Source organism: Streptomyces sp. NPDC057428, from assembly GCF_042803195.1.
Lineage (GTDB): Bacteria > Actinomycetota > Actinomycetes > Streptomycetales > Streptomycetaceae > Streptomyces.
Genome location: NZ_JBHVCT010000043.1, coordinates 36,760 through 53,092, shown reverse-complemented (window position 1 = coordinate 53,092; position 16,333 = coordinate 36,760). Strand labels below are relative to the sequence as shown.

16 protein-coding genes are annotated in these 16,333 nt (G+C 72.9%); 15 read left to right on the top strand and 1 reads right to left on the bottom strand.

From position 1 onward, the window contains the following. The 13 genes from ACFU5K_RS18410 to ACFU5K_RS18350 form a co-directional block, all read left to right on the top strand. The coding region (locus ACFU5K_RS18410) for a zinc ribbon domain-containing protein (protein WP_384062577.1) at window positions 1-346 on the top strand (346 nt) is incomplete at its 5' end. Between the two features lie 89 nt (window positions 347-435). Continuing rightward, window positions 436-1,758 carry a histidinol dehydrogenase gene (gene hisD / locus ACFU5K_RS18405; RefSeq protein ID WP_384062576.1) on the top strand — a complete coding sequence of 441 codons (1,323 nt, stop codon included), beginning with the start codon at window positions 436-438 and terminating at the stop codon, window positions 1,756-1,758. Beyond that, entirely contained in the window at window positions 1,755-2,873 is a 1,119-nt protein-coding gene (locus ACFU5K_RS18400; RefSeq protein ID WP_384062574.1) for a histidinol-phosphate transaminase, read from the top strand. The genes hisD and ACFU5K_RS18400 overlap by 4 nt, the downstream gene beginning before the upstream one ends. Further along, window positions 2,870-3,463, top strand: coding sequence for an imidazoleglycerol-phosphate dehydratase HisB (gene hisB / locus ACFU5K_RS18395; protein WP_384062573.1), 594 nt, complete (start codon window positions 2,870-2,872; stop codon window positions 3,461-3,463). Before ACFU5K_RS18400 ends, hisB begins: the two co-directional genes overlap by 4 nt. Further along, the gene (locus ACFU5K_RS18390; protein WP_384062570.1) at window positions 3,460-3,615 is read left to right on the top strand and encodes a hypothetical protein; all 156 of its coding nucleotides are present in this window, start codon (window positions 3,460-3,462) and stop codon (window positions 3,613-3,615) included. The genes hisB and ACFU5K_RS18390 overlap by 4 nt, the downstream gene beginning before the upstream one ends. 18 nt (window positions 3,616-3,633) lie before the next feature. Beyond that, window positions 3,634-4,275 carry an imidazole glycerol phosphate synthase subunit HisH gene (gene hisH / locus ACFU5K_RS18385; protein ID WP_384062567.1) on the top strand — a complete coding sequence of 214 codons (642 nt, stop codon included), beginning with the start codon at window positions 3,634-3,636 and terminating at the stop codon, window positions 4,273-4,275. After that, entirely contained in the window at window positions 4,275-5,000 is a 726-nt protein-coding gene (priA, locus tag ACFU5K_RS18380; RefSeq protein ID WP_384062565.1) for a bifunctional 1-(5-phosphoribosyl)-5-((5-phosphoribosylamino)methylideneamino)imidazole-4-carboxamide isomerase/phosphoribosylanthranilate isomerase PriA, read from the top strand. The genes hisH and priA overlap by 1 nt, the downstream gene beginning before the upstream one ends. Further along, complete coding sequence (locus tag ACFU5K_RS18375) at window positions 4,997-5,395, top strand: Rid family hydrolase (protein ID WP_384062562.1); 399 nt, start codon at window positions 4,997-4,999, stop codon at window positions 5,393-5,395. Before priA ends, ACFU5K_RS18375 begins: the two co-directional genes overlap by 4 nt. Beyond that, window positions 5,392-6,147 (top strand): imidazole glycerol phosphate synthase subunit HisF, encoded by a 756-nt coding sequence (gene hisF, locus ACFU5K_RS18370; RefSeq protein WP_384062559.1) that lies wholly within the window; start codon window positions 5,392-5,394, stop codon window positions 6,145-6,147. The genes ACFU5K_RS18375 and hisF overlap by 4 nt, the downstream gene beginning before the upstream one ends. A 186-nt stretch (window positions 6,148-6,333) precedes the next feature. After that, entirely contained in the window at window positions 6,334-7,263 is a 930-nt protein-coding gene (locus tag ACFU5K_RS18365; RefSeq protein ID WP_384062556.1) for an alpha/beta hydrolase family protein, read from the top strand. Between the two features lie 185 nt (window positions 7,264-7,448). Continuing rightward, entirely contained in the window at window positions 7,449-10,241 is a 2,793-nt protein-coding gene (locus tag ACFU5K_RS18360) for a LuxR C-terminal-related transcriptional regulator (RefSeq protein ID WP_384062554.1), read from the top strand. A 128-nt stretch (window positions 10,242-10,369) separates the two neighbouring features. After that, on the top strand, window positions 10,370-11,758 hold the full coding sequence (locus tag ACFU5K_RS18355; RefSeq protein WP_384062552.1) for a PucR family transcriptional regulator: 1,389 nt from the start codon (window positions 10,370-10,372) through the stop codon (window positions 11,756-11,758). Between the two features lie 310 nt (window positions 11,759-12,068). Beyond that, on the top strand, window positions 12,069-13,673 hold the full coding sequence (locus ACFU5K_RS18350) for a cation acetate symporter (protein WP_384062550.1): 1,605 nt from the start codon (window positions 12,069-12,071) through the stop codon (window positions 13,671-13,673). Window positions 13,674-13,717: 44 nt separating this feature from the next. Here ACFU5K_RS18350 and ACFU5K_RS18345 read toward each other — a convergent pair whose 3' ends face one another. Further along, complete coding sequence (locus ACFU5K_RS18345; RefSeq protein ID WP_384062546.1) at window positions 13,718-14,350, bottom strand: TIGR03085 family metal-binding protein; 633 nt, start codon at window positions 14,348-14,350, stop codon at window positions 13,718-13,720. Between the two features lie 84 nt (window positions 14,351-14,434). Here ACFU5K_RS18345 and hisI point away from each other — a divergent pair, with 84 nt between their 5' ends. Together hisI and ACFU5K_RS18335 are read left to right on the top strand one after the other, a co-directional pair. Then, on the top strand, window positions 14,435-14,815 hold the full coding sequence (hisI, locus tag ACFU5K_RS18340) for a phosphoribosyl-AMP cyclohydrolase (RefSeq protein WP_327119568.1): 381 nt from the start codon (window positions 14,435-14,437) through the stop codon (window positions 14,813-14,815). Between the two features lie 11 nt (window positions 14,816-14,826). Continuing rightward, on the top strand, window positions 14,827-16,329 hold the full coding sequence (locus ACFU5K_RS18335; protein WP_384062544.1) for an anthranilate synthase component I: 1,503 nt from the start codon (window positions 14,827-14,829) through the stop codon (window positions 16,327-16,329). Window positions 16,330-16,333 lie beyond the last annotated feature (4 nt).

Below are 16,333 nucleotides of genomic sequence, written 5' to 3'. Positions count from 1 at the left end.
CGAGGACTTCAAGCCGAAGTTCCTCGCGAAGTCCACGATGGCCCGCAAGGCCGCCGACGCCGCGATCGGCGCGACCAAGACTGCGCTGACCGAGATGGCCCGCAAGCACGGCCGTTCCGCGCACCTCGTGCACCCGGCCCACACCACGATGGACTGCGCACAGTGCGGTGCGAGAACCAAGCACGCGCTCCCCCTTTCTGAACGTATCTACGCGTGCACCGCGTGCGGAGCCGTGTCCCCCAGGGACAAGAACTCCGCCCGCGTGATGCTCGTCCGGGCTGGTCTCAACCGCGCGCGGATCGCCCGCGTTTCGTACAGCCGTTCTTCCCGCTGTGTGACGACGTGAACGCTAACGGTCAGCAGTGACAGCCGGGACATGTACCAGCCAGTGATACGGGCGACCGGACGCCGGAACCGGTCTGAGAGAATTGGGGTGTGATCTCACGAATCGATCTGCGCGGTACCGCCCTCCCCGAGGGCGGCGCCCTGCGCGACCTGCTGCCCCGTGCCGAGTTCGACGTGGAAGCCGCCCTGGAGACGGTGCGGCCGATCTGCGAGGACGTACGCCATCGTGGCTCGGCGGCAGTGATCGAGTGGGGAGAGAAATTCGACGGCGTACGGATCGCCTCCGTCCGGGTGCCCGCCGACGCGATCCGCGCGGCACTGGAAGGTCTCGACCCGGCCGTGCGCGCGGCGCTGGAGGAGTCCGTCCGCCGCGCCCGCCTCGTCCACCGCGAACAGCGCCGCACCACACACACCACCCAGGTCGTCCCCGGCGGCACCGTCACCGAGAAGTGGGTGCCCGTGGAGCGCGTCGGGCTCTACGTCCCCGGCGGCCGCTCCGTCTACCCCTCGTCCGTCGTCATGAACGTGGTCCCGGCCCAGGAGGCCGGAGTCGAGGGCATCGCCGTCGCGTCCCCGCCGCAGAAGGAGTTCGGCGGCCTGCCGCACCCCACGATCCTCGCGGCGTGCGCCCTCCTCCGCGTCGACGAGGTGTACGCCGCCGGCGGCTCCCAGGCCGTCGCGATGTTCGCGTACGGCACCGAGGACTGCCCGCCCGTCAACCTGGTCACCGGCCCCGGCAACATCTACGTCGCCGCCGCCAAGCGCCTCCTCAAGGGCCGCGTGGGCATCGACGCCGAGGCCGGTCCCACCGAGATCGCGATCCTCGCCGACGCGAGCGCCGACCCGGTGCACGTCGCCGCGGACCTGATCAGCCAGGCCGAGCACGACCCGTTGGCCGCCGCCGTCCTCGTCACCGACTCCGAGGAGCTCGCCGCGGCCACCGAGGCCGAGCTGAAGCCCCAGGTCGCCGCCACCCGGCACGTCACCGACCGGATCGAGCCCGCACTGGCCGGCCGGCAGTCCGCGATCGTCCTGGTCGACGACATCGAGGACGGGCTCAGGGTCGTCGACGCGTACGCCGCCGAACACCTGGAGGTCCAGACGGAGAACGCCGCCGCCGTCGCCGACCGGGTCCGCAACGCCGGGGCCGTCTTCGTCGGCCCCTTCTCGCCCGTCTCCCTCGGCGACTACTGCGCCGGCTCCAACCACGTCCTGCCCACCGGCGGCTGCGCCTGCCACTCCTCGGGCCTGTCCGTGCAGTCCTTCCTGCGCGGCATCCACATCGTCGACTACACCCGCGACGCCCTCGCCGAGGTCACCCACCACGTCGTGACCCTGGCCGAGGCGGAGGACCTCCCCGCCCACGGCGCCGCGCTCAAGGCAAGGTTCGGCTGGAAGGTTCCGCAAGCGTGACGAACAGCACCAACGCCTGGGACGCGCTCCCGATCCGCGACGAACTCCGCGGCCAGTCCCCGTACGGCGCGCCCCAGCTCGACGTACCCGTCCGGCTGAACACCAACGAGAACCCCTACCCGCTGCCCGACGTGCTCGTCGACCGCATCGCCGAGCGCGTCCGCGAGGCCGCCCGCGACCTCAACCGATACCCCGACCGCGACGCCGTCGAACTCCGCACCGAGCTCGCCCGCTACCTCACCCGCACCGCGGGGCACGAGGTGGCCGCGGCCGACGTCTGGGCGGCCAACGGCTCCAACGAGATCCTCCAGCAGCTGCTGCAGACCTTCGGCGGCCCCGGGCGCACCGCGATCGGCTTCGAACCCTCGTACTCCATGCACGCCCTCATCGCCCGAGGCACCGGCACCGGCTGGATCTCCGGTCCGCGCAACCAGGACTTCACCATCGATGTCGAGGCCGCGGAGAAGGCCATCGCCGAGCACCGGCCCGAGGTCGTCTTCATCACCTCGCCCAACAACCCCACCGGCACCGCCGTGGACGCGGACACCGTCGTCGCCCTGTACGACGCCGCCCAGGCCGCCCGGCCCTCGATGGTCGTCATCGACGAGGCCTACGGCGAGTTCAGCCACCACCCCTCGCTGCTCCCGCTGATCGAGGGCCGCCCCCACCTGGTGCTCTCGCGCACCATGTCCAAGGCCTTCGGCGCCGCGGGCCTGCGCCTGGGCTACCTCGCCGCGGCGCCGGCCGTCGTCGACGCCGTACAGCTGGTACGCCTGCCGTACCACCTGTCCTCCGTCACCCAGGCCACCGCGCTCGCCGCCCTGGAGCACACCGATACGCTGCTCGGGTACGTCGCGCAGCTCAAGAGCGAGCGCGACCGGCTCGTCGGCGGGCTGCGGGAACTCGGCTTCGCCGTCACCGACTCGGACGCCAACTTCGTCCAGTTCGGCCGCTTCGCCGACAGCCACGCCGCCTGGCAGGAGATCCTCGGACGGGGCGTCCTGGTCCGGGACAACGGCGTACCGGGGTGGCTGCGGGTGTCCGCGGGAACCCCGGCAGAGAACGACGCGTTCCTCGATGCGGTGCGCGAACTGAAGAAGGAGCACGACGCATGAGCCGCGTAGGCAGGGTGGAGCGGACCACCAAGGAGACCTCCGTGGTCGTCGAGATCAACCTCGACGGCACCGGCAAGGTCGACGTCTCGACCGGGGTCGGTTTCTACGACCACATGCTCGACCAGCTCGGCCGGCACGGGCTCTTCGACCTCACGGTCAAGACCGAGGGCGACCTTCACATCGACTCGCACCACACCATCGAGGACACCGCCCTCGCGCTCGGCGCGGCCTTCAAGCAGGCACTGGGCGACAAGGTCGGCATCTACCGCTTCGGCAACTGCACCGTCCCGCTGGACGAGTCGCTCGCCCAGGTCACCGTCGACCTCTCCGGCCGCCCCTACCTGGTGCACACCGAGCCGGAGAAGATGGCGCCGATGATCGGCGAGTACGACACGACGATGACCCGGCACATCCTGGAGTCCTTCGTCGCCCAGGCGCAGATCGCCCTGCACGTCCACGTCCCGTACGGCCGCAACGCCCACCACATCGTGGAGTGCCAGTTCAAGGCGCTGGCCCGCGCGCTCCGTTACGCCAGCGAGCACGATCCGCGTGCCGCCGGCATCCTGCCCACCACGAAGGGCGCCCTGTGACCGGCCTCAACACCATTCTCATCGTCGTCGGCCTCTTCCTGGCCGGCGGCGTCTACTCATTCTGGAAGCAGGGCATGCCCAAGGGCGTCGTCGTGCTCCTCGGATTCGGCTCCGTGATGGCCCTGGTCTCGGGCATCCTGCGGATCCAGTGACTCTGGACTGAGGAATCTGTGAGCGACAAGAAGAAGATCGTCGTCCTCGACTACGGCTTCGGCAACGTCCGTTCCGCCGAGCGGGCCCTCGCCCATGTCGGCGGGGACGTGGAGATCACCCGCGACTTCGACACCGCGATGAACGCGGACGGGCTGCTCGTCCCCGGCGTCGGTGCCTTCTCGGCCTGCATGGCAGGCCTGAAGGAGGCCCGCGGTGAATGGATCATCGGGCGCAGGCTGTCCGGCGGCCGGCCCGTCATGGGCATCTGCGTGGGCATGCAGATCCTGTTCGAGCGAGGCATCGAGAACGGCGTGGAGACGGACGGCCTCGACGAGTGGCCCGGCACAGTCGGCCCGCTGAAGGCGGACGTCGTCCCGCACATGGGCTGGAACACCGTCGACGCGCCCGAGGACTCCCGCCTCTTCGCCGGCCTCGACCGCGACGAGCGCTACTACTTCGTGCACTCCTACGCGGCGCACGACTGGTCACTCGAAGTGACCAACGCCAAGATCCGTGCCCCCAAGGTCACCTGGGCGACACACGGCGAACGGTTCGTCGCCGCCGTCGAGAACGGCGCGTTGTGGGCCACCCAGTTCCACCCCGAGAAGTCCGGCGATGCCGGCGCCCAGCTGCTGACCAACTGGATCGAGACGCTGTAATGCCGAAGCTTGAACTGCTCCCGGCCGTAGACGTGCGCGACGGCCAGGCCGTCCGCCTCGTCCACGGCGAATCCGGCTCCGAGACGTCCTACGGCTCCCCGCTCGAGGCGGCCCTCGCCTGGCAGAGCTCCGGCGCCGAGTGGCTGCACCTCGTCGACCTGGACGCCGCCTTCGGCACCGGCGACAACCGCGCCCTGATCTCCGAGGTCGCCGGCGCGATGGACATCAAGGTGGAGCTCTCCGGCGGCATCCGCGACGACGCCTCGCTGGAGGCCGCCCTCGCCACCGGCTGCCGCCGCGTCAACCTCGGCACCGCCGCCCTGGAGACCCCCGAGTGGGTCGCCAAGGTCATCGCCGAGCACGGCGACAAGATCGCCGTCGGTCTCGACGTCCGCGGCACGACACTGCGCGGCCGCGGCTGGACCCGCGACGGCGGCGACCTCTACGAGACGCTCGCCCGCCTCGACTCCGAGGGCTGCGCCCGCTACGTCGTGACCGACATCGCCAAGGACGGCACGCTGGAGGGGCCCAACCTGGGCCTGCTGCGCGACGTCTGCGCAGCCACCGACCGGCCCGTCGTCGCGTCCGGCGGCGTCTCCTCGCTGGCCGACCTGCGTGCGATCTCCCTGCTCGTGCCGGAAGGCGTCGAGGGCGCGATCGTCGGAAAGGCGCTGTACGCGAAGGCGTTCACGCTCGAGGAGGCACTCAAGGCGGTCTCCGTATGACGGGCTCCGTACGCCGCGTCTCCTCGGACGACACACGGGAGGAGAAGTTCGGCTACTCCCGCGCGGTGGAGCTCCCGGGCGGTCTGGTCCTCGTGTCCGGATGCACCTCGGTGGTCAACGGCGAGATCGCGCAGGGCGGTCCGTACGAGCAGGCCGTCGCCTCCTTCCAGGTCGCCTTCGACGCGCTGAAGCAGACGGGCCTGGGGCGCGAGGACGTCGTCCGTACCCGGATGTACCTCACGCACGCCCGGGACGTGGACGAGGTCGGGCGCGCCCACAAGGAGCTCTTCGACGACGTGCGCCCCGCCGCGTCGATGATCATCGTGGCCGGTCTCGTGGACCCGTCCCTCGTCGTCGAGGTCGAGGTAGAGGCCTGCCGGGCGGGTGAGCGATGAGCCTCGCCGTACGGGTCATCCCGTGCCTGGACGTCGACAACGGCCGGGTCGTCAAGGGCGTCAACTTCCAGAACCTGCGCGACGCGGGCGACCCCGTCGAGATGGCCAAGCTGTACGACGCCGAGGGCGCCGACGAGTTGACGTTCCTCGACATCACCGCGTCCAGCGGTGACCGCGAGACGACGTACGACGTGGTGCGCCGCACCGCCGAGCAGGTCTTCATCCCGCTCACCGTCGGCGGCGGCGTCCGCACCCCGGAGGACGTCGACAAGCTGCTGCGGGCCGGGGCCGACAAGGTCGGGGTCAACACCGCGGCCATCGTCCGCCCCGACCTCGTCCGTGAGATCGCGGAGCGCTTCGGGCGGCAGGTGCTCGTGCTCTCCGTCGACGCCCGGCGCACCCCCACGGGCAGCTTCGAGGTCACCACGCACGGCGGCCGCAAGGGCACCGGGATCGACGCGGTGGAGTGGGCGCACCGGGCGGCCGAGCTGGGAGCGGGGGAGATCCTGCTCAACTCGATGGACGCCGACGGCACGAAGGACGGCTACGACATCGAGATGATCGAGGCCGTACGGGCGCACGTCACCGTCCCCGTCATCGCCTCGGGCGGTGCGGGCCGGCTGGAGGACTTCGCGCCGGCGGTCGGCGCGGGTGCCGACGCGGTCCTGGCCGCATCCGTCTTCCACTTCGGTGACCTGCGGATCTCCGAGGTCAAGGGCGCGCTGCGAGAGGCCGGGCACCCCGTTCGCTGACCCGGTCGGGGAGACAGCCGTACGGGAAGACCGGCGATCTCGCCGATGTCCGCACGCAGGACACACCGCCAGAGTGGCGCCGTCAGCAACTGACGGCGCCACCCACGCGGTGCTCCCGAAGGCCCCGGACGACGGGCCTGCGGCTGCCGCGCAGTGGTTGCGCCTCGACCGAGAGGATCCCCCCTCGTGCAGCAGCACCTCCCCTCCGGCGACATCTCCCCGCGCCACCGGATGTCGAAGAGCCGCTCCCGTACGGTCAGGCTCGCCGTGGCCGCCGCGGCCACCACCGCCGCCCTGGTCACCGCCCTGATGCCGGGCGCCCAGGCAGCGGACAACCCGTACGAGCGCGGCCCGGCCCCGAGCAACTCCAGCATCGAGGCGAGCCGCGGCTCGTACGCGACCTCGCAGACCACCGTCTCCTCGCTGAGCGTCAGAGGGTTCGACGGCGGCACGATCTACTACCCGACCTCCACCTCGGACGGCACCTTCGGCGCGGTCGTCATCTCGCCGGGCTTTACCGCCTACCAGTCGAGCATCGCCTGGCTGGGCCCGCGCCTGGCCTCGCAGGGCTTCGTGGTCTTCACCATCGACACCAACACGACGTTGGACCAGCCCGCGAGCAGAGGTGACCAGTTGCTCGCGGCGCTGGACTACCTCACCGGCACCAGTTCGGTGCGCGGCAGGATCGACTCCTCGCGGCTCGGTGTGATGGGCCACTCCATGGGCGGTGGCGGCGCCTTGGAGGCCGCGAAGGACCGTCCGTCGCTCCAGGCCGCCATCCCGCTGACCGGCTGGAACACGGACAAGACCTGGCCCGAGGTGCAGACGCCGACCCTGGTCATCGGTGCCGACGGTGACTCCGTCGCCCCCGTCGCCACGCACTCCAAGCCGTTCTACAACTCGCTCCCGAGTTCGTTGGACAAGGCGTACCTGGAGCTTCGGGGTGCCAGCCACTTCACCCCGAACAGCTCCAACACGACGATCGCGAAGTACAGCATCTCGTGGCTGAAGCGGTTCATCGACAACGACACCCGCTACGAGCAGTTCCTCTGCCCGCTGCCCTCGACCAGCCTCACGATCGCCGAGTACAGGGGCACCTGCCCGCACACCTCCTGACGACGGGGAAACCGGGGGCCGGACCGCGCGTACCGCGGTCCGGCCCCTTTCGGTGTGCGGGGACTGTGCCCCGGCACAGTGCGTACGACGTTCCGTTGGGAGCCCGCACCGCTCCGGGGCCGACCGGGAACGGGGAGCGGACGCGGGCCTTCCGACGCTGTTTACGCGGAAGTAGCGTCGATGGGGTGACCCCATCGACGACCGTGCACAGTCCGCCCCGGCTGTACGGCCGCAGCGGCGAACTCGCCATCCTGGACACACTGCTGGGACGGCTCCGGGCAGGCGACGGCGGAGCGCTCGTGCTGACCTCGCCGCCCGGCCTGGGCCGCACCGCCCTGCTACGACGCGCCGCCGCCGAGCACCACGGCAGGCACGGAGGGACCGTGCTGTACGCCGCCGCCGCCCCCACCGAACAACGGCTGCCCCACAGCGGGCTGCACACCCTGCTGTGCTCCGCGCCGCGCCCGCTGCCCGACACGCTCCTGCGGTCCGGCGTCACGCCGGGCGGGCTCCTCGCCGTGCTGCGCGGCCTGGGGGCGGAGGAGCCCCTGCTGGTCTGCGTGGACGACGCGCACGCCTGGGACCCGGACTCGCGCGCCGCACTCGGATACGCCGCTCGCAGACTCGGCGCGGGCAGCCGGGTCGCGGTCGTGATCGGCTCGGCGGACGAGACCGCCTTCGCCGGACTGCCCGCGCTGCGTCTCGCCCCGCTCGACGACGACGCGGCGACCGCGTTGCTCGATTCACTCACCGCCGCCACCAGCGATGTCGACCCCGTCGTACGCAGTGAGCTCCTGCGCGAGGCGGCAGGCAACCCGCGGCTGCTGGCCGGTCTCGTCGGCCGCCTGACCCCGGGTCAGCTCGCGGGGCGCACGGCGCTTCCGTACCCGCTGCCCGGCGCCGAGAGTGTCCTTGACGCCCACGCCGAACACCTGGGCGGGCTCTCCGCCGACACCCACACCCTGCTCCTGCTCGCCGCCGCCGCGGAGGAGCACGAGCCGGACGGGGCCGGGTCCGACGCCGCCCTGCTGCTGCGGGCCGGTGCCCGCGCCGGGCTCCCCAGCGCGCAACTCGACCGCGTACTGTTCGCGCCCGCCGGGACGGCCGGGGCCCTGCAACGCGCGGGAAGCCGGGTGCACTTCAGCCACCCGCTGCTGCGTCGCGCGGTCCTGCACCGGGCGCCGCCCGGCCGCCGCCGCGCCGCGCACGAACTGCTCGCCGGACTGCTCACACGGCCCGGCTCGCCACCGCTGCCGGCCCTCGTCCAGCGGGCCTGTGCGGCGCCCGGGCCCGACGCGGCCCTCGCGGAGCGGCTGGAGGCGGCCGCCGTCGCCCCGTACCCGCACGGCGAACGCTCGGCCGCACTGGCCCGTGCCGCCGCGCTCTCCACCGACGACACCCTGCGCGCGGCACGCTTCGCCGCCGCGGCCGAGCAGGCGAGGCTGGCCGGTGACACCAACCGGGCCCGCGCCATGCTGGCCCGCGTCGGCCCGCACCTCGCCGGGGGCGCCGCCCCGTACGTACGCGGCATGCTCGCCCTGCGCGACGGGCCGGCTGCCGACGCCCGCGAGGCGCTCCTGACCGCTGCCGGACTGCTCGCCCCGCACGACCCGCGCCGCACCCTTGACGCATTGTTCGGCGCGGCTGAGGCGGCGTGGGCGATGGGGGACGCCATCGCCTACCTCGACGCCATGAACCGCATCCCCGTGGCGGCCGCCGACCGGTCCATGGCCCAGTACCGCGCGGGTATGTGCGCGGTACTGGCCGGTCACCCCGACCGGGGCCACGCGCTGCTGCGGTGCTGCCTGGACTCCGCGGACCGCGCCGAGGACGCGGGTGAACTCCTGAGGGCGGCCGCTTCGGCGCTCGTGCTGGGCGAGGTCGACGCCGCCTGCCGGGCAGGGGCCCGCGCGCTCGCCGCCGCACGCACCCGGGGGCCCGAGTCCCTGCTGCCGCACGCACTGGAACAACTCGCCTACTCCGAACTGCGGACCGGGCAGCACGCGAGGGCGAGGGCCCACGCGCTGGAAGGGCTGCACGCCGCGCGGCGGACTGGGCAGTCCAACGCCGCGACGCATCTGCACGCCGTGCTCGCCCTCGCGGCCTCCGTGGAGGGACCCGCCGAGGCGTGCGCAGCCCATGCCGACGCGGCCCTCGCCGGCGCGGGACCGCACGGCCTCGCCCAGGCGGCCATGCTCGCCACCTGGGCGATCGCCCGCGCGGATCTCGCCGCCGGGCGGCCGGGCGAGGCGGCGGCCCGCCTCGGACCACTGGTCAGGCCGGGTCCGGGGACCGGGCACTTCGCCACCCGGATGCTCGCTGTGCCGTGCTACGTCGAGGCGATGGTGCTGTCCGGCCGCGCGGACGAGGGCTCCGCCGAACTCGCGGGCGCGGTGGCCGAGTTCGCGCTGTGGACCGCCCGGACCACCGATCCACAGGTCCCGGCGCAGCTCGCGCGCTGCCGTGCCCTGCTGGCGCCCCCCGAGGAGGCCGCCGCCTGGTACGAGGAGGCGCTCGTCCACCACGACCGGGCGGGCGGCCATTTCGAGCGCGCCCGCACCCGGCTGCTCCACGGTCAGCTGCTGCGCAGGCTGCGCCGCACCCGTGAGGCACGCGGCCCCCTGCGTGACGCACTGGTCGGCTTCGAGCGCTGCTGTGCCCGCGCGTGGGCGGACCGGGCGGGCGGGGAACTGCGCGCCGCCGGGGAGGCGGTGGACGGCGCGGACCGGAGCGGCCCGGGGCCGCTGGCCGTACTGACCCCGCAGCAGCAGCGGATCGCCCGCTGCGTCGCGGAGGGGGCGACCAACCGCGAGGTGGCCGTGCGGCTCTCGGTGAGTCCCAGGACCGTGGACCACCACCTCCGCAACGTCTTCTCGGCCCTCGGCGTCCGGTCCCGTACCGAGCTCGCGCGGCTGCTCGACCGCGGGTCCGGGACGAGGTTGCAGGACCGTGATGAGAAGAACCGCGCACACCCCTAGGTACCGACCGGGCGGTATGCCATTCTGCGGTCGTCAGGATCGATCGGTGTGCACCCGCCCGACGCAGGGCCGGGCGCACACCGGGGCCGGCCCAACCGCGGCCGGCCGATTCCCGGTGGAGGGCCGCCATGCCACAGGTCGTACGTTCACGGATCAGGGCGCTGCACGGACCGCCCCCCGTCTCGCCGATGCCGCACCGATTCCGCTCCCTGGCCGACCGTGAGGCCGTAGCGGTGCTCCACCGGGCGGCCCGCGTGCTGCTGGACTCGCTGCCGGAGCTCACCGACCGGCTGGTCGAGGCACTGCGGGAGCAGGTGCCCGCCTATCGCGCCGCGATCGAGACCGAGCCGGCCGAGATCTGGCAGGAGGTCCACCACTCGCTGCGCCACAACGTCGCATCCCTGATCCAGCCCAGGGAGTTCAGGGAAGCCGCCCACCGCACCTCCCGGTGGATCGGCGAGAGCCGGGCCGAGCAGGGCGTACCCCTCGACGCGGTCATGCACGCCTTCCGGATGGGCGGGGCGATGGTCTGGCAGGACCTGGTCGACGACACCGCCAGGCGCCACCCCGAGGACACCCGGCTGCTGGTCCATGTCGCCGCGGACGTATGGAACTTCGTCGACGAACACTGCGCGGTCGTGGCCGAGGCGTACCGGCAGGCCGAGCGGCGGCTCTCCTGGCGCCGTGAGAACCGGCAGCGACTGATGACGGCCGCCCTGCTGGACGGCACCGCCCGGATCGCGGACCTGCCGGACGCCGCCGCGGCACTGGGCCTGCCGGTGCAGGGGCGCTACGCGGTACTCGCGGTGACGGGTGCGCGCCGGACCCCGCACGGGGCGGGGTGCCCGCCCCTGGCCCTGGCCGACGGCACCCAGGCGCTCTGGCACACCGCGGGAGACGTGGAACTGGCCGTCCTCCCGCTCGGTGCCGGCCCTGCCACCTCGGAGGCCGGCACGCGGGACGAGGGAGAGGGCGCCGCCCCGTCGGCGCCGGCTCCGGAATGCGGGCCGACCGGCGGTCCCGGGGCGGACACGGGTTCCGGTCCCGGAGGCGAACTCGCTCTGCTGGCGGCCGGGCTGACGGCCTCTCCCGGAACCCGCGTGGGTATCAGCTCCGTGGTCGAGGGACTCGCGTCCGTCGGTCACGCCCGCCTCCTGGCCGAGACGGCGCTCCGCGCCTGCCCCGCGTCCGGCGGCACCGTCCTCCTGGACGAGCACCTGCCCACCGCGCTCGTCGTGTCGTCACCCGGCCTGGGAGCCGCGCTGGCCGACCGCGTGTTCGGGCAGCTGGACGCGCTCGACCCGGCCGACCGTGACGTCCTCATCGAGACGCTGACCGCGTGGCTGGACGCGGACGGCTCGGCACAGAGGGCGGGCGCCCGGCTGTACTGCCACCGCAACACCGTGCTGAACCGGCTACGGCGCTTCGAGCAGCTGACGGGGCGTTGCCTGACTCGGCCCACGGACGCGGTCGAGGTCTCGCTGGCGCTTGCGGCGCGCCGGCTGCTGGCGGGCTGAACTCTCCGAGCCGAGGCGCCACCCCCGTCGCGCGGCTCCGGCGGCAGGCGGCGCCGCCTGCCGCCGGGCCGCGGGCCACCGCGCGGGCCCGGCAGGAGCGGGACACCGACGCCCGCGGGTGCGACAAGTCCGGCGCGAATACGCGGGAGATTCGGGCACACGCACATTGTGCGGACGCACAGATCCTGGCCGGACAGGCTGTACCCGCGCCGCGTTGCGCTCCCGTCCTCTGTGCCGCGCGCGACCCGGCTGGTGCCATGGCGCGCATGTCCTCAGCTGCCTACAGAGCCGTGCCGGCGGAGCGAAACCGGTGAGCGGCGCGGTCGACGCCCGGTCCCTGGCCGTGGTCATCTTCCTGGGTTTCGTCGCGGTGTCCCTGCTGCTGTGCGGGCTCGCCGCCGCGGACCAGGACGACCCGGACCACTTCTACGCCGGCGGCTCCACCCTCGGTCCCGTCGGCGCGGGGCTGGCCATCGCGGGTGACTACGTCTCCGCCGCCACGCTGCTCTCCACCACGGGTTCCGTCGCGCTCGCCGGTTTCGACGGGCTGCTGTTCGCCCTGGCGACGGTCGCCTCCCTCGCCCTGGTCATGCGCCTGTTCGCCGAACGCCTGCGCCGCAGGGGGGTGTTCACGCTCGGCGACTTCCTCGCCGACCGGCTCGGCGACGGTTCCGTACGCCGGGCGCTGGGCGTGGCCACCCTCGTCGTCCTGGCGCCCCTGCTGCTGGTGCAGCTCACCACGGCGGGGCACGTCATGACCGCCATGTTCGGACTGCCCGACGGCGCGCTCACCGGCTGCACCGTCGCCAGTGGGACGCTGATGGTCTGCTACTCGGCCTTCGGCGGCATGCGCGGCACCGGCTACATCCAGATCCTCAAGGTGGCCGTCGTCCTCGGCGCGGTCACCCTGCTCGCCGGACTCGTCCTCGCACGTTTCGGCTGGTCCCCGTTCGCCCTCTTCGACGCGGCCCGGGCGGGCAGCAAGGCCGGCGGCGACTACGCGCGCCCCGGACTGCAGTTCGGCCACGGACTCGCGGGCGGACTCGACCTGATCGGCTTCCAGATCACGCTGGTGCTCGGCGCGGCCTGCATGCCCCACATCATGATGCGGCTCCACCCGATCCGCGACGCCAGAACGGCCCGCCGGGCCGGAGTCTGGGCCGTGGCACCCGTCGCCCTGCTGTGCGCGGGCATCGTCGTCGTCGGACTCGGTGCGTCCGCCCTGGTCGGCCGTGACCTGCTGCGCGCCGCCGATCCGGCCGGCGGCACGGCCCTGCTGATGGTGACGGGCGCACTGGACCCGGGCGCCGCGGGACCGCGCGACAGCCCGCTGTTCGCGCTCGTCGCCTGTGCCGCGTTCGCCACCACCCTGGCAGCTGTGGCCGGTATCACCCTGGCGGCCGCCTCGTCCGTGGCCCGAGACTTCACGGCGCAGCGAGGAGCCCAGGGCGAGAGCAGGGCCTCGGGCCGGGAGATCCGGCGGGCCCGCCGGGCCGTCGCCGCGATCGGAACCCTCGCCGTGCTGCTCTCGGCGTACACCCACGACCGGAACCCCCAGGTGCTGCTGTCGCTGTCGTTCGCGGCGGCGGCCTCGGTCCTCCCGCCCGTCCTGCTGTACGCACTCTTCCGCCCGCGCTTCGACGCGCGCGGGGTGCGATGGACGGTGTACGGGACGCTTCCCCTGATCGCGGTCCTGATGGTCCTGTCACCGGCGTTCTCCGGCACGCCCGTCGCACTGTTCCCGGAGTGGGACTTCGACGTGTTCCCGCTCCAGACACCGGGCCTGGTCACCATCCCCGCAGGCTTCCTCCTCGGGCTGCTGGGAACCGGCCGCGGCCCGGAGGCCGGCGACGACGCGGCCCGGCACCGCCACCGCACCCGCCGGCCACCCGCCCGGACCCGCAGCGGTGCCTGAACGGGCAGGGTGGCCGTGTCCGGGCCACGGGCTGTCCCGTCAGATCAGAGACCCAGCTCCGCCGTGTGCAGGCGGGCCAGCGCGTCCTTGTCCCCCTCCAGTTCCACCCGCGCGGCGTCCTGGCGCCCCGCCGCGAACAGCAGCAGCTCGCCCGGCTCCCCGGTGACCGTCACCACCGGGGTGCCCTTGTGGGCCACCACCGTCTGGCCGTCAGGACGCCGCAGTACCAGGCCCACCGGAGCCCGGCGGCCCATCATCCGGGCGGTCTTCTCTGTGCGTGACCACAGGACGTCGGCGAAGACCGGGTCCAGCTCCCGCTGCGACCAGTCGGGCTGGGCCCGGCGTACGTCCTCCGCATGGATGTAGAACTCCACGGTGTTGGCCGCCTCGTCCAGCTGCTTCAGGCCGAAGGGCGACATCCGCGGCGGGCCCGTACGGATGAGCTGGATCAGTTCCTCGTACGGCTTGGCGGCGAATTCGGCCTGCACCCGCTCCAGCCGGTTCTTCAGGGCGCCGAGCAGGAGCCCGCCCGCCGCGTCCGCCCGGCGTTCACGCACCACGACGTGGGCGGCCAGGTCCCGGGTCTTCCAGCCATTGCACAGGGTCAGGGCTTCCGGGCCCGCCGCCTCCAACAGGTCGGCGAGCAGAAGACGTTCACGCTTCGCATGGGTCGACATGCCCGCCAGCGTACGGCCGCCGCACGGGGTCCGCCCAGTGGACGCACGGCCTGGCACCGCCTCCGGCGCGGCACAATGGGGCGCATGACCAGCGCGCCCGGCCCCGTACCCGCAAGCAGCCTCGATCCGGCAGTCGCCGCCCGCCTCAAGCGCGGCCCCGACGGACTGGTGCCGGCCATCGCACAGCAGTACGACACCGGCGAGGTGCTCATGCTCGGCTGGATGGACGACGAGGCACTGCACAGGACCCTGACCACGGGCCGCTGCACCTACTGGTCGCGCAGCCGCCAGGAGTACTGGGTCAAGGGCGACACCTCGGGCCACGTCCAACGGGTGAAATCCGTCGCCCTGGACTGCGACGCCGACACCGTCCTGGTGAAGGTCGACCAGACGGGCGCCGCCTGCCACACCGGTGCCCGCACGTGCTTCGACGAGGACGTCCTGCCGCTCACCGGGCCCCGGTAAGGTCAGCCGCCATGGATCTTGAGACCTTCCGCAAGCTCGCCGTGGACCGGCGCGTCATCCCCGTGAGCCGCCGGCTCCTGGCGGACGGCGACACCCCGGTCGGCCTGTACCGCAAGCTCGCGGCCGAGCGCACCGGCACGTTCCTCCTCGAATCCGCGGAGAACGGCCGCACCTGGTCCCGCTACTCCTTCATCGGGGTACGCAGCGCCGCCGCCCTGACCGCCGTGGACGGACAGGCGCGCTGGCTCGGCACGCCGCCCGTCGGCGTCCCCGTCGACGGGGACCCGCTGGAGGCCCTGAGAGCCACGATCGAGACCCTGCACACGCCGCGCGACCTGGTCGGCGACGACGGCCTGCCGCCGTTCACCGGGGGCATGGTCGGCTACCTCGGCTACGACGTCGTGCGCCGGCTCGAGAGGATCACCGAGCACGGCGGCGACGACCTGAGGCTGCCCGAGCTCACGATGCTGCTCACCTCGGATCTCGCCGTCCTCGACCACGTGAACGGCACGGTGCTGCTGATCGCCAACGCGATCAACCACAACGACCTGGACACCGGGGTCGACGAGGCGTACGCCGACGCCGTCGCCCGGCTCGACGCCATGGAGCGGGACCTGTCGCGGCCCGTGGAGAACGTCCCGGCCGCCCTCCCGCCCTCCGAGCTCCCTCCGTACACCGCCCTCTGGGGCGGCCAGGCGTTCCAGGACGCCGTCGACGACATCAAGGAGCGCATCAGGGCCGGCGAGGCCTTCCAGGTCGTCCCCTCGCAGCGCTTCGAGACCCCGTGCACCGCGAGCGCGCTGGACGTCTACCGGGTCCTGCGGGCGACCAACCCGTCGCCGTACATGTACCTCTTCCGCTTCGACGGATTCGACGTCGTCGGCTCCAGCCCCGAGGCGCTCGTCAAGGTCGAGGACGGCCGCGCCATGGTGCACCCCATCGCGGGCACCAGGCACCGCGGATCCACCCCGCACGAGGACCAGGCCCTCGCCGACGAACTCCTCGCCGACCCGAAGGAGCGCGCCGAGCACCTGATGCTCGTCGACCTCGGCCGCAACGACCTCGGGAGGGTCTGCGCACCCGGCAGCGTCGAGGTCGTCGATTTCATGTCGGTCGAGCGCTACTCGCACGTGATGCACATCGTCTCCACCGTCACCGGGCGCGTGGCCGACGGCCGCACCGCGTTCGACGTTCTCACCGCGTGCTTCCCCGCCGGCACCCTGTCCGGCGCGCCCAAGCCCCGTGCCCTGCAGATCATCGAGGAGCTGGAACCGAGCCGGCGCGGCCTCTACGGAGGATGTGTCGGATATCTCGATTTCGCCGGGGACTCCGACACCGCGATCGCCATCAGGACCGCCCTGCTCCGCGACGGCACCGCCTACGTCCAGGCCGGAGCGGGCGTCGTCGCCGACTCCGACCCCGTCGCCGAGGACACCGAGTGCCGCAACAAGGCCGCGGCCGTCCTGCGGGCCGTCCATACGGCGAACCGCCTTCCGAGCCCGCTGAGCCGGTAGGGGA

Bases quoted from the DNA above. Each gene is read 5' to 3' on its own strand.
- hisB (WP_384062573.1), top strand. From the start codon at position 2,870: ATGAGCCGCGTAGGCAGGGTGGAGCGGACCACCAAGGAGACCTCCGTG.
- priA (WP_384062565.1), top strand. From the start codon at position 4,275: ATGCCGAAGCTTGAACTGCTCCCGGCCGTAGACGTGCGCGACGGCCAG.
- ACFU5K_RS18375 (WP_384062562.1), top strand. From the start codon at position 4,997: ATGACGGGCTCCGTACGCCGCGTCTCCTCGGACGACACACGGGAGGAG.
- hisF (WP_384062559.1), top strand. From the start codon at position 5,392: ATGAGCCTCGCCGTACGGGTCATCCCGTGCCTGGACGTCGACAACGGC.
- ACFU5K_RS18355 (WP_384062552.1), top strand. From the start codon at position 10,370: ATGCCACAGGTCGTACGTTCACGGATCAGGGCGCTGCACGGACCGCCC.
- ACFU5K_RS18345 (WP_384062546.1), bottom strand. From the start codon at position 14,350: ATGTCGACCCATGCGAAGCGTGAACGTCTTCTGCTCGCCGACCTGTTG.
- hisI (WP_327119568.1), top strand. From the start codon at position 14,435: ATGACCAGCGCGCCCGGCCCCGTACCCGCAAGCAGCCTCGATCCGGCA.
- ACFU5K_RS18335 (WP_384062544.1), top strand. From the start codon at position 14,827: ATGGATCTTGAGACCTTCCGCAAGCTCGCCGTGGACCGGCGCGTCATC.